Consider the following 12,155-nt stretch of genomic DNA (forward strand, 5'->3'; position numbering starts at 1 on the left):
ATCTGGCACCCCTCTGTGTCAAGAGGCGGCTGTGAGGTCTGCTTTATGGTGGGTTTCGGCGGGTCCGGGAAGTGACTTCTCCGAAGTGTCGATCATGGGGTTGAGGTCGGCCGCGCTGGATCGCAGAGTCGTCCCCACGTGTCCTCCCGGGCCCGTCTCCAGCCGCCTGGCATCGGCGACCATCCGCTTGTAAACGATGTCGGACAGACGGCGTTTCAACGCTCGCATCGCTTCCATCGGGGTCTTGCCGTCGGCGAGTTTGCGCCGGTAGTAGCGGCGACCTTCGGTGTCACGGCGGAGTTGGACGACGGCCATGATGTGCAGGGCGCGGTTGATGCGCCGGTTGCCGGCTCGAGAGAGCCGGTGCCGGTTCTGGTCGCCGGAGGACGCGTCCAGTGGTGCGGTGCCATTCCAGGAGGCGAAGTGGCCGCGGCTGGCGAACCGGGCGATGTCACCGATGTCGCCAATTAGGCGGGCGGCGCCGGACGGGCCGATCCCAGTGAGTTCTTGCAGGGTGCTGCCGGTGGAGGCGACCAGATCGGTCAGCTCGGCGTTGGCAACCTTGATCTTCTTGTCGATGGTGACGAGCTCGTGGATCAGCTCGGATGCCAGCCAGCGGCGGGTCTTGCCGACAAGATCCCGCGGGCGGACGGTGTTGAGCAGGACGCGCGCCTGCTGGGCGGACAGGAACTTCTTCGCCCCGCCCGGGATGAGCTCGACCAGCAGGTGATGCAGCCGGGACACGACCTCGGTGCGGGTCCGGCCGAGCTGGTCACGGCGGTCGACCAGCAGCCGCAACGCCACCGTGGTGTCATCGGCTTGGACCTGGCGCAGGCCGCATGTGCGCAGCGCGGCCACGGCGACGCTGTGCGCGTCGACCGGGTCGGTCTTACGACCTTGACCGGTGGCGAACACCCGCGCTCGCGCCGACAGCTTCGTCGGCACGTCGACAACCGTCTCGCCGTCCGCGACCAGGCGCTGGGCAACGTGCCGGCCGATGCCGTTGCAACCCTCCACCGCCCAGATCCGTTCGCCATGTTTGCGGCCGGCGGCGAGCATCGCCTTGTAGCCGTCGTGATCGGTGCCGAACCGGCCCTGGCCGAGCACTCGTTCGTGCTGGTCGATGACCTCGATGGTGGCTGATCGTTTGTGCGGGTCCACTCCGATGACGACATTGGGCATCTGTCTCGTCCCTCCCTGCTCCGACCTGGTGCCGGCGGGAGGGCAGCGCTACTTTGAGCTGGGCATACCCCTCTGGAGCCACTCCGCGCCGCGGTGACCGGCAGGGCACATGCCAAATCTGAGCCACACCCAACCTGCGGGTGGACAGCCGAAATGAGAGTGACTCTGCCGGTCACCTCGACCATGCCTGGCCGGGCAGCGGTCGTGCCACCAGTAAATAAGTAGCCGAGATGATTGCTGCAATCAGTGCGGAACGGCGCCACGCGGTCAGGTAGACCCGTGGATTCGACATTCGCGTCAGTCTGTTTCTTGGCTGCCTTCTGCGGAATGCTTTCCGTTGCGTCGTGGGAATGGCCGCGGGAGGAGAGCGGAAACCTGTTTGTGTTTCGCCCGGTGGTTGCGGTTGGGGTGGCTGGATCGGGTTGTGGTGTCCCGGCGGGGATGGGTGTGTGGCATGGCGTGGGGTGCCGGCGGGTGTGTGGTTGAGGTCCGCCCGGATGATCCGGATGCCGGCTCGGTGGGGGTGGCCTTGGCTGTTGCGCCGGGGTCTCGAAGGGCATCGGCGGGCACGTCCGGACCTGCTGGGCCGCCCGGACCTGCTGGGCCGTCCGGACCTGCTGGGCCGCCCGGACCTGCGGGGTCCGAGCCCGTGCTGGTCGAGCCTGCGCCGCCCGAGCCTGCGCCGCCCGAGCCTGCGCCGCCCGAGCCGGTGCCGCCCGAGCGTGCGCCGGCCGGGCCTGCGCTGGCCGGATCAGGGCCGACCGGGCTTGGGGTGGCGGAGTCGATCGGGCTGACGCTGGCCGGGCTGACGGTGGCCGGGCAGTGCGGGGCGGGCGAGCGGCGCTGACGTGGCCTGTAGGGGCGAGGTGGGGCCAAGGGCGGCATCGGGGCATCGCCGTGCAGGCTGCGCCATTTTCTGGTGTGTCGTTGTATCAATCCGTATTGCCGGCGCTCGTGATGATCGCGGCGGAATTCTTCCTCGCCGGCGGAGTAGCTACGGCGCCGGGTGGGATCACGCCATGGAGATATCTGCGTCTGGCTGAACAACTGAATCTGACCCCGTATCCGGCGCATGAGTTATTCTCCCGCGAGCCCAGCCGGAGCGGTAAGAGAGAAAACGTGCCACATTCGCGCCGGCCATCAAACAGGTCCGAATTCTCATGCCGCGTATCGCGCGCGGCGGACCGTCCTCGTCTCTGCCGTTGTCGACGACAATCGGGGTATGGCCGAGGCGGATGGCGCCGCGAAGTCGCGGCCGATGTATGTCGTGTTCCGTGAAGTTGCCGGAGGAACGTGATCGCTGGTCGGCGAAGTCCCCCGACGTCCGGGCCTGCCGGCTCGCCGGGTACGGGCCCAAGCTGTCGAGGACGTCTTGGGTCGTTCCCCTGCACCCGGCGAACGGCTTGCGGTCATACCTCGCAGCGAATGGCAAGTGGGCCTGGACTGGTGACCATCGGCGCGAGGTATTCGCTGAGGGCCGGCTGACGGACGCCTCGCGCCGATGAGCGGATATCCGATCAGAAGCGGAGGGCGCCTTATCTCGGCTGGCGGGCGTGGGATCCACGGGAGTACACGTCACCGCCGAACAGGTTCCTGCTCTGTTGCTCGCTGCGCTTCCGTCACTCTCGACAGGAGTGGGCAGGAGTTGCTGACGACAACGCTGACCCGGAGTCTCCCGGTGGTCGCCTTGGCTACCTGGACGCGGCATGGGTGGCTGGCCACCTCGCCGACCGCCTCGCCGCCGGCGACGCGAGTGAGTTCGACGCCGCCTTCGACTTTATCGAGCATCTGATCGTTCATGGCGACCCGTACGTCTCCCAGCTGGGGGTGATCGGCCATCTAGAAGGCATGCAGATGCATACCGTCACCTCGCGAGGCGTTGATCCGGAGGCGTTCCGCCCTTGGCTCCGCCCACTGTCGGCGAAGTATTGGGAAGCGATCAGCCGGTTCTGGGAACTCGGTACGCCCATCCCACACATTCAGCCTGGCTGACGGATGCCGCGGTCCGGAAGCTCGCGGCTGCGCCGTAGTCGATGGCGGCGTTTGGCAGGCTTGGGTGGTGAAGCTCGACGTGTGGATGGCCGGCTGGCAGATGGAGTGTTGCGGTACGCCTTTCCGGGAAGGTGACGAGGTAACGTGGCGGCTGCGGCCACCCCATTCCGCCGAGTTGGCGTGGCTCGACACCGTACTTCACGATGGGGTCGCCGCGACCGTCGATGCGATCGAGGACCATCACGGTGATTCAAGCGCTCCGCTGGCCGAGGGCCTCGTGACCTCGATCGCCACGTTGCATTGCCGCTTCGAGCCCGAGCCGGTTGCCGGATCCGGGTTCGTGACATCCGTCGTCGCGGCTGAGAAATGGAACGAAGACTTGGGCGATCGACACTTCGCCGGCTTCCTCATACGCATCGTCGCTCAAAACTCGGTCAGGATCTCAGCCGGCTGAGCCGCCCAGGTTGGACGCGGCCAGCGCCAGCCAGAACTGCACGCGGTCGGCTGTGGTGGTCAAGCAGCGCCCGGTCAAGCGCTCTATCTGATCCACCCGATAGCGGACCGTGTTGCGGTGGACGATCAGGCGGTCGGCCACCACGGCCACCGAGCCGTCCGCGTCCAAGTAGGCCTGCAGCGTCGCCACCAGGGAGCCGTTGTGGGCGGCGTCGAACTCGCGTAGTGGGCGCAGCACGTCGCGGGCCAGGTCGCGCAGCGGCACGTCCTCGCTGGCCAGCAGCAGGCCCGAGAGGCTCATCTGCTGGCGCTCGTTGATGCCGGGGCCCCGGGTCATCGCCTCGTGCGCCTCGTAGTAGCTCCACCTCAGGCCCGTCATGCCCGCGTACCAGCCGCCGATGCCGACCCGCACCTCGTCGCCGTGGCGGGACAGGTGGGCGCTGAGCAGCAGTGCCGCCTCACGGGCGGATTGGCCGGGCTCGAGCACGGCCAACAGGCAGTCGTCGAGGACCGCCGTGGTCGCCCCGGCCAGCGGCGGGCTGCTCACCAGCTTGCGCCGCATGTCGCCGCCGGTGTCCACCGTGGCCACCAGCAGCGCGTGCTCCTCGCCGGCCCGGATGCCGAACGGTGTCAGCCGCCGCTCGGCCTCGGGCGCCCCGATCGTCCCGCGCACCAGATCTTCCAGGACCTGCCCGGCCAGCCGCCGCTTGCCGGCCAGCTCCGCCTGACGGCGGGCCAGTTCCAGACCGACCAGCGAGACGGCGTACGGCAGGACGTCGGCCGAACGGCGAGGGCGACGGCAGCAGAGGTACGCGACCACGGCGTCCTCCACACTCACCGGCACCGCCATCGGCGGGTCGCCGCCGGCCCGCCCCCGCGCCGTGGACAGAATCTGCTCGACCGGCCAGGACGCGCTGGCCGGCGCCGTCGCCAGCACCCGCCCGTACAGGTCGAGGACCATCGCCGGGGCGCCCAATATCTGGTGCAGCGAGTCGATGAGCGCGCCCAGCCCGCGCCCCGACAGCAACGCCTTGGCCAGCGTGTCGTGCTCGTCGAGCAGGTCGGCGAACCGGCCGTACTGTTCCTCCAGGATCCGGTCGGCCACAAAACGATCAACGGCGATGAACGGCGTCTCGTACGGGATCTCCAGCACCGGCAGCCGATGCTCGCGCGCTTCGGTGAGTGTCCCTTCCGGAATCCGTTCGTGGGTCAAACCGATCCCGAAGCCGAGCCCGACCGCCCGCCCCTGAGCCACCCGCTCCACGAACTGCCGCTGGGCCGCCTCGTCGAGCTGGCTGAGCCCGGTGGTCAGCACCAGCTCGCCGCCGCCGAGGAACGGCCGCGGGTCGGCCAGTTCGGTCACCGCGCACCACCGCACCGCTTGGTGGAGCGCGGCCGGGTCGCCGTCGGCCAGCCGCAGGCTCAGGTCGGGGTCGGCGAGCACGTCGGACAGACGCAGCGTCATGGCGGGACTGTACGGGCGCACAACGGCTCCGCGTAAGGACTGTTCCTTCATCCATTTACCGGCATCAGCGCGCGGCTCTACGGTGTCCTGCAACACACTTCGGGAGGGGGCGCCGCGTTGATGCAGGTGACGCCCCGGATCGGCGGCCGCCCGGCGACCGCCCCCGAGTGGATCGAGGTGCTGAGCCCGTACGACGGCTCCCCCGTGGCCCGGGTACCGGCGCTCGGCCCCGATCACGTCGCCTCGGCGGTGGCGGCCGCCGGGGCGGCCCTGTCCCGCGACGACTTCCCCCAGCATCGCCGGGCCGAGGTCCTGGAGCGAACGGCCGACCTGCTGGCCGAGCGCGCCGAGGAGTTCGCGGTCACGATCGCCCGCGAGTCCGCCCACCCGATCCGCACCGCCCGAGCCGAGGCCACCCGAGCCGCCGCGACGCTGCGCCACGCCGCCGCCGAGTCCCGCCACCTGACCGGCGACCTCATCCCCTCGAGCGAACTCGTCACTCCGCCGCCGAACCACCCGGGTGGTGGCTCGGGGGAGCGGCTCGGGTTCACGCTTCGGCGGCCGGCCGGTGTGGTCGCCGTGGTTTCGCCGGCGCGGTTTCCGTTGGTGGCGCATGTGCTCGGGCCGGCGATCGCGGCCGGCTGCCCGGTGGTGCTCAAGCCGTCGGACCGGACGCCGGTCTCGGCGATCCGGCTGGCCGAGCTGCTGGTCGAGGCCGGGCTGCCCGACGACTGGATCTCGGTGGTCACCGGCCCGGCCGCGGAGACGCCTCTGGTTCTGCACCCCGCGCCGGCCGTTCTGTTGTTCGGCGGCGCCGCCGGAGAAGGCCCTCGCGTCAGGCAGGCCGCCGCGGGTAAGCGCCTGCTCCTCTCCTTCGAGGGACCCGTTCCCGTGATCGTCGGCGCCGATGCCGATCCCGGCCGCGTGATCGATGCCCTTCAGGGCGATATTTCGCTCTATGTCGACCAGTCGCTCCACGACCGGCTGGTCGCCGAGCTCCAGGACACGATCGCGGCACGAAGAACGGGCGATCCGCTCGACGAAGCGACCGACGCGATCCCCGCTGTCGCGGTCAAACCGTTCGCTCGGCTAACGGAAGCCATTCGTCTGGCCAACGAAGCCAACGAAAACGGTCCGGGGAGCCAGGCCGCGATCTTCACTTCTGACCTCGGCGCCGCCCTGCGCGCGGCCCGCGAGCTGCGCTTCGCCGGCGTCCTGGTCAATGAGGTGCCCACGTTCCCGCTGCCGGTTCCCATGGCGGCCCTGACCGATCTCAAGACGGTGGTGGTGACCCCGTGACCGGCCCATCGACGGCAAGGCGCGTGAAGGAGGCTCGGCATGAGTGACGCGGCGATCAAGCTGATCGGTCTGAAGAAGTCGTTCGGCGCCGTCGAGGCGGTGGCCGGCATCGACCTGGAGATCGCCGACGGCGAGTTCTTCTCGATGCTGGGCCCGTCCGGTTCCGGCAAGACCACTGTGCTCCGGATGATCGCCGGCTTCGAGCTGCCGACCGCCGGCCGGGTCGAGCTCAGCGGCCGCGACGTCACCCGGCTCGCCCCTTTCGAGCGCGACGTCAACACCGTTTTCCAGGACTACGCGCTCTTCCCGCACCTGAGCGTGATCGAGAACGTCGAGTACGGCCTCAAGGTCCGCAAGGTGCCCCGCCGGCAGCGCCGGGAGCGGGCCGAGGAAGCGCTCGCCTCGGTGCGCCTCGACGGCTTCGGCCAGCGACGGCCCCGCGAGATGTCCGGCGGCCAGCGGCAGCGGGTGGCGCTGGCCCGCGCCCTGGTCAACCGGCCCAAGGTGCTGCTGCTCGACGAGCCTCTCGGCGCGCTCGACCTCAAGCTGCGCGAGCAGATGCAGGTGGAGCTCAAGCAGATCCAGCGCGACGTCGGCATCACCTTCGTCTTCGTCACCCACGACCAGGACGAGGCGCTGACCATGAGCGACCGGGTCGCGGTCTTCGACGACGGGCGGGTGGCGCAGGTCGGCACGCCCGAGGAGGTCTACGAGCGGCCCGGAACGCCCTTCGTCGCGGGATTCGTCGGAACGTCCAATCTGCTCACCGGCGAAGCCGCGCGCTCGGTCTTCGGGCGCGACGGTGCTTACGCCGTACGGCCGGAGAAATTGACCTTGGAAGTCGACGGCGAAGCCGGCGTGCCCGGAACCGTGGCCGAGGTGATCTACGCCGGGCCGGTGACCAGGTTCGTCGTGGACCTGGACGCGGGGGCGCGGATGACCGTCGTGGAGCAGAACCGGCGCACCGGCACGGCCGCGCTGGGCGAGATGCGGGGGAAGAGAGTTCGGCTGACCTGGCACGAAGAGCACGTCATCTCGGTGAAGGAGAACGCTGATGCGGCATAAAGTCACTTTTCTGGCTGTGGGCGTGATAGCGCTCGCGCTCGCTGGATGTGGTAGCTCCGACGACGAAGGCGGTTCCGGCCCCGGCGGCCTGAGCGTCCCCAAGGTCGACAAGATGGCGGCGCTCGGTGCGGGCGAGGGCACGGTCAACGTCGTCGCCTGGGCCGGATATGTCGAGGACGGCTCGACCGACCCCAAGGTCGACTGGGTGTCGGGCTTCGAGAAGGAGACCGGCTGCCAGGTCAACACCAAGGTCGCGGGGACGTCGGACGAGATGGTCGCGCTGATGAAGACCGGTGAGTACGACGTGGTGTCCGCCTCCGGCGACGCCTCGCTGCGCCTGATCTACGGCGGGGACGTGGCGCCGGTCAACACTGACCTGATCAGTAATTACAAAGACGTCTTCGAGGGCCTGAAGAACAAGCAGTGGAACTCGGTCGACGGGCAGCCGTACGGCGTTCCGCACGGCCGCGGCGCCAATCTGCTCATGTATCGCACCGACACGGTCAAGCCGGCTCCCACCTCGTGGGGCGCCGTCTTCGACGCGAATTCCCCGTACAAAGGAAAGATCACGGCGTACGACTCGCCGATCTACATCGCCGACGCCGCGCTCTATCTCATGAAGACCAAGCCGGATCTGGGCATCAAGAACCCGTACGCGCTGGATGAAACGCAATTCAAAGCGGCGACCGATCTGCTGACCGAGCAGAACAAGCTGATCGGCGAGTACTGGTCCGATTACACCAAAGAGGTGCAGGCATTCAAGAGCGGAGATTCGGTTCTGGGTACGACGTGGCAGGTCATCGCCAATCTCGTCCAGGCCGACAAGGCGCCGGTCGAGGCGATCCTGCCCACCGAGGGCGCGACCGGCTGGTCCGACACCTGGATGATCTCGTCGAAGGCCAAGCACCCGAACTGCGGCTACCTGTGGATGAACCACATCATCTCGCCCAAGGCGAACGCCGGGGTGGCCGAGTGGTTCGGTGAGGCGCCGGCCAACAAGCTGTCCTGCGCCGAGACCGCCGACAAGAACCACTGCGCGACCTTCCACGCCGAGGACGAGGCCTACTTCGAGCAGGTCTGGTACTGGACGACCCCGCTCGCGCAGTGCGTGGACGGCCGCACGGACGTGACCTGCAAGGACTACGCGGCCTGGACCCAGGCCTGGACGACGATCAAGGGATAGCGTGACCGTCTTTCACCGGCATCCGCGGCTGCGCCTGGCCGCGCTGCTCTCGGCGCCCCTGTTGTGGCTGGTCGTCGCCTATCTCGGCGCGCTCGCCGTGCTGCTGGTCTCGGCCTTCTGGACCGTCAACGGGTTCACCGGCGAGGTGGTCCGGGAGTTCACCTTGGCGAACTTCCGGACCATCGTCACCGAGGAGGTCTACCGCAACGTCGCGCTGCGCAGCCTGGGCGTGGCCGCCTCGGTCACGGTCATCTGCGCGGTGCTGGCCCTGCCGATGGCCTTCTTCATGGCCAAGGTCGCCTCGCCGCGCTCACGGCACTGGCTGGTGATCGCCATCCTGACCCCGCTGTGGGCGTCGTACCTGGTCAAGGCGTACGCCTGGCGCGTCCTGCTGGCCAACGACGGCCCGATCGACTGGCTCTTTCTAGGGCACGGTCCGGGGTACGGGCTGACGGCCACCATCATCGTGCTGTCGTACCTGTGGCTGCCGTACATGATCCTGCCTATTTATGCCGGCCTCGAACGCATGCCCACCTCGTTGCTCGAAGCCTCTGGCGATCTGGGCGCGCGACCGGGTCGGACATTTCGCACAGTGGTGCTGCCGCTTATCGTCCCGTCCCTTTTCGCCGGCTCGATCTTCACTTTTTCGCTGTCCCTGGGCGACTACATCACCGTCCAGATCGTCGGGGGCAAAACCCAACTTCTGGGCAATTTGGTGTACGCCAACATAGGCGCCGCCAACAATCTCCCCTTCGCCGCGGCGATAGCCACCATCCCCGTTCTGGTAATGGTCATCTACCTGGTCGCGGTCCGCCGCTCGGGCGCCCTGGAGGAACTGTGACCCTGTCCGTCTGGTCCCGCTGGGCGCTGCGCGCGTTCATGGCCGTGGGGCTGACGTTCATCTACGTTCCCCTGCTCCTGGTGCTGGTCAACTCCTTCAACGGCGACCGCACCTTCGCCTGGCCCCCGCACGACTGGACGACCCGCTGGTGGTCCGCCGCCTGGGACAACTCCGGCGCCCGGGACGCCCTGCTGACCTCGGTCAAGGCGGGTCTGGGCGCCACCGCCATCGCCCTGATCCTGGGCACGATGGTGGCTTTCGCCGTCCAGCGCTTCAAGTTCTTCGGCCGCGACACCGTGTCATTGCTGATAGTCCTGCCGATCGCCCTGCCCGGCATCGTCACGGGCATAGCGCTGGACAGCGCCTGGCGCTCGGTGATCGCCCCGCTCGGCTTGGGCAAGGGCTTGTTCTCGGTCATCGTCGGCCACGCCACGTTCTGCGTGGTCACGGTCTACAACAACGTCCTGGCCCGCCTGCGCCGCAGCGGCGTCAATTTCGAGGAGGCGTCGTCGGATCTGGGCGCCTCCTCGTTCCAGACTTTCTGCTACATCACTTTCCCGCTGATGAGATCGGCCCTGCTGGCCGGCGGCTTGCTGGCTTTCGCCCTCTCCTTCGACGAAATCATCGTCACCACCTTCACGGCCGGCCCAGGCATAACAACGCTGCCGATCTGGATTTTCAACAATCTGTTCCGCCCCAACCAGGCCCCTGTGGTGAACGTGGTAGCCGCGGCCTTGATTGTCCTGTCAGTAATCCCGGTCTGGCTGGCCCAGCGCTTGGCCGGCCCGGAAGCGGGCGCCAGCCGCACCTGACACGCCCTGCGATGTGATCTCGTGCCAACCCTGTCACGACATCCCTCCCGGCGGCGGATACACGGCCGGCGCCGTCATCTACTACGGCGAGCACGACGCCTGTGAGCCCGGCGGTTTTCTGTAGTGACTGCTGGTCTACAGGCTTGCTGTAGGTTTGAGGTGTGAGCGACGTGGAGCTGGCGGAAGCGCTGCGGGTGGCGATCGGCGACTTCGTCCGGCGCGCACGAGCCGGGGATCGGATGCCTGCCGGGCAGGCCGCGGTGCTCGGGCACCTCGACCGGGCCGGGGCGGTCTCGATCGCCGAGCTGGCGCGCCGCGAGCAGGTGCGGCACCAGTCGATGACGCGCACCGTGCATTTGCTGCACGACCAGGGCTTCGTCGCCTTGAAGCCGCACGAGACCGACCGCCGCCAGGTGGTCGTCGAGATCTCGGACGAGGGTCGGGCCGCCCTGGCCGGGGAGCGGCGGCATCGCGCTGCGGGCATCGCCGAGGCCATCCAGCACGACCTGGACGAGGGAGAGCGTGAGGTCGTCCGGCGAATCCCCGAGATCCTCGCCAAGCTCCAGCCCCGCCAGTAAGTCCAGCAGCCGTCGCCGCATGGCTCGGCCGGCGGTCAGGTGTCGAATGCCAACCGATCGCCCGCCCTCGATGACCGGTCGAAGCTGCGCCCGCCACCATGACGATCGGCAGCGGCGCGGAGGCGAAGCGGCGGGGTTGTGCGGCAGAGTGGCCAGGCGGGGATCAGGCGTCGAGGCTTTCGCCAGCGGGTAGGCGGTGAAGGGGAAGGCCGGTCAGGCCGTTCTCGCCCAGGATCATGGCGGCGGAGTTCTGGCCCAGATCGCTGAGCATCAGCTCGTGGATCTGGACGACGCGGTCGGGCCGGACGGCTCGCACGAAGTCGGCGGCCTCGCCGAACTTGGTCCAGGGCCCGCTGGTCGGCAGCAGCAGCGTGGGCACCGAGGCGCCGGGCACAAAGTAGGCGTCGCCCGGGTGGTAGATGGAGCCGTCGACCAGGTAGCCGACGTTGTCGACCTGCGGAATGTCGCGGTGGATCAGCGCATGTTCGCCACCGTGGGCGGTGATCGCGAAACCGGCCAGCTCGAAGCTGTCTCCCGGCCGCACGGTGACCAGGCGCTCACCCAGGTCGCCGGCAGCCTCGGGCGGAGTCTGCTCGGCGAGTTTCGCGGTGACCGCCGCCGGGCCGTAGACGCGCAGACCGGGCCGGTTCCACATGGCCGCCAGCACAATGCCGTCATCAAAGTGGTCGAAGTGCTCATGCGTGATGAGCACCGCATCCGCCTCCGTGATGAGCCGCGGCGCATCCGGGGTAAAGGTGCCCGGGTCAACCAGGATCGTGCGCCCGCCCTTGGCGAGGGTGACACAGGCGTGGTCGTACTTCGTGAGCTTCATCGATGACCTCCTCAGGTACAGCACAACTGTACAGCTTTGCTGTATATCTCCGCCAAGCCCAAGTGCGAGGCACCACATACGCCCACCGCTCGCGCTGCCTCCCCGCGTCCTCGCGTCGTGCTTTCTCGCCCTGCTGCGCCCCGGGTGGTGTCCCCGCGTCCCCGCGTGGTGTCCGCGCCCTGCGTCGTGTCTCCGCCCCGCCCTGCGTCGCGTCTCTACCGGGCCTTGCGTCGCGTCCCTGCCCCGCTCTGCCCCACCGCGCCGTGCGTCGCGTCCTCGCCCTGCGTCGCGTCCTCGCCCTGCCCGGCGTCTCCGTCCCGCCCGGCGTCCCCGCCCGGCGTCCTCGTCCTGCCCGGCGTCCCCGCCCGGCGTCCCCGCCCGGCGTCCTCGCCCGGCGTCTCCGCCCCGCCCGGCGTCTCCGCCCCGCCCGGCGTCTCCGCCCCGCCCGGCGTC

12 protein-coding genes and 1 pseudogene are annotated in these 12,155 nt (G+C 68.7%); 9 read left to right on the forward strand and 4 right to left on the reverse strand.

All coding sequences use genetic code 11. From position 1 onward, the window contains the following. Positions 1-18: 18 nt before the first annotated feature. A complete protein-coding gene (locus CRP55_RS50640; RefSeq protein ID WP_097324818.1) occupies positions 19-1,182 on the reverse strand; it encodes an IS110 family RNA-guided transposase in 1,164 nt (387 codons plus the stop codon). A 649-nt stretch (positions 1,183-1,831) separates the two neighbouring features. Between CRP55_RS50640 and CRP55_RS53790 the strand changes: the two genes are divergently transcribed. The 3 genes from CRP55_RS53790 (at position 1,832) to CRP55_RS50650 (ending at position 3,628) form a co-directional block, all read left to right on the forward strand. After that, positions 1,832-2,029: a hypothetical protein gene (locus CRP55_RS53790; protein ID WP_179855715.1), complete on the forward strand. Its 198-nt coding sequence runs from the start codon at positions 1,832-1,834 to the stop codon at positions 2,027-2,029. Positions 2,030-2,790: 761 nt separating this feature from the next. Further along, complete coding sequence (locus CRP55_RS50645) at positions 2,791-3,174, forward strand: DUF7674 family protein (RefSeq protein WP_438865862.1); 384 nt, start codon at positions 2,791-2,793, stop codon at positions 3,172-3,174. A gap of 67 nt (positions 3,175-3,241) precedes the next feature. Further along, positions 3,242-3,628, forward strand: coding sequence for a DUF6578 domain-containing protein (locus CRP55_RS50650; RefSeq protein WP_097329293.1), 387 nt, complete (start codon positions 3,242-3,244; stop codon positions 3,626-3,628). Here CRP55_RS50650 and CRP55_RS50655 read toward each other — a convergent pair. Continuing rightward, positions 3,617-5,092: a PucR family transcriptional regulator gene (locus CRP55_RS50655; protein WP_179855716.1), complete on the reverse strand. Its 1,476-nt coding sequence runs from the start codon at positions 5,090-5,092 to the stop codon at positions 3,617-3,619. The two genes, CRP55_RS50650 and CRP55_RS50655, sit on opposite strands and share 12 nt — an antisense overlap. A 120-nt stretch (positions 5,093-5,212) precedes the next feature. On the opposite strand from CRP55_RS50655, the gene CRP55_RS50660 reads away from it, so the two are divergent. The 6 genes from CRP55_RS50660 (at position 5,213) to CRP55_RS50685 (ending at position 10,870) form a co-directional block, all read left to right on the forward strand. After that, positions 5,213-6,391 carry an aldehyde dehydrogenase family protein gene (locus tag CRP55_RS50660; protein ID WP_097329313.1) on the forward strand — a complete coding sequence of 393 codons (1,179 nt, stop codon included), beginning with the start codon at positions 5,213-5,215 and terminating at the stop codon, positions 6,389-6,391. A 39-nt stretch (positions 6,392-6,430) separates the two neighbouring features. Continuing rightward, positions 6,431-7,456, forward strand: coding sequence for an ABC transporter ATP-binding protein (locus CRP55_RS50665; RefSeq protein ID WP_097329295.1), 1,026 nt, complete (start codon positions 6,431-6,433; stop codon positions 7,454-7,456). Next, positions 7,446-8,639 carry an ABC transporter substrate-binding protein gene (locus CRP55_RS50670; RefSeq protein WP_097329296.1) on the forward strand — a complete coding sequence of 398 codons (1,194 nt, stop codon included), beginning with the start codon at positions 7,446-7,448 and terminating at the stop codon, positions 8,637-8,639. Before CRP55_RS50665 ends, CRP55_RS50670 begins: the two co-directional genes overlap by 11 nt. Before the next feature lies 1 nt (position 8,640). Beyond that, the gene (locus CRP55_RS50675; protein ID WP_097329297.1) at positions 8,641-9,480 is read left to right on the forward strand and encodes an ABC transporter permease; all 840 of its coding nucleotides are present in this window, start codon (positions 8,641-8,643) and stop codon (positions 9,478-9,480) included. Beyond that, a complete protein-coding gene (locus tag CRP55_RS50680; RefSeq protein WP_218855216.1) occupies positions 9,477-10,292 on the forward strand; it encodes an ABC transporter permease in 816 nt (271 codons plus the stop codon). The genes CRP55_RS50675 and CRP55_RS50680 overlap by 4 nt, the downstream gene beginning before the upstream one ends. Before the next feature lie 161 nt (positions 10,293-10,453). Further along, positions 10,454-10,870, forward strand: a complete 417-nt coding sequence (locus CRP55_RS50685; protein WP_218855218.1) for a MarR family winged helix-turn-helix transcriptional regulator — start codon at positions 10,454-10,456, stop codon at positions 10,868-10,870. Positions 10,871-11,033: 163 nt separating this feature from the next. Here CRP55_RS50685 and CRP55_RS50690 read toward each other — a convergent pair whose 3' ends face one another. Both CRP55_RS50690 and CRP55_RS54230 read right to left on the reverse strand, forming a co-directional pair. Then, complete coding sequence (locus tag CRP55_RS50690; protein WP_097329298.1) at positions 11,034-11,702, reverse strand: MBL fold metallo-hydrolase; 669 nt, start codon at positions 11,700-11,702, stop codon at positions 11,034-11,036. 215 nt (positions 11,703-11,917) lie between these two features. Further along, a pseudogene (locus CRP55_RS54230) lies at positions 11,918-12,155 on the reverse strand (hypothetical protein); the annotation flags it as partial.

It is taken from the genome of Paractinoplanes atraurantiacus (assembly GCF_900215205.1).
Taxonomy (GTDB): Bacteria; Actinomycetota; Actinomycetes; order Mycobacteriales; family Micromonosporaceae; genus Actinoplanes; species Actinoplanes atraurantiacus.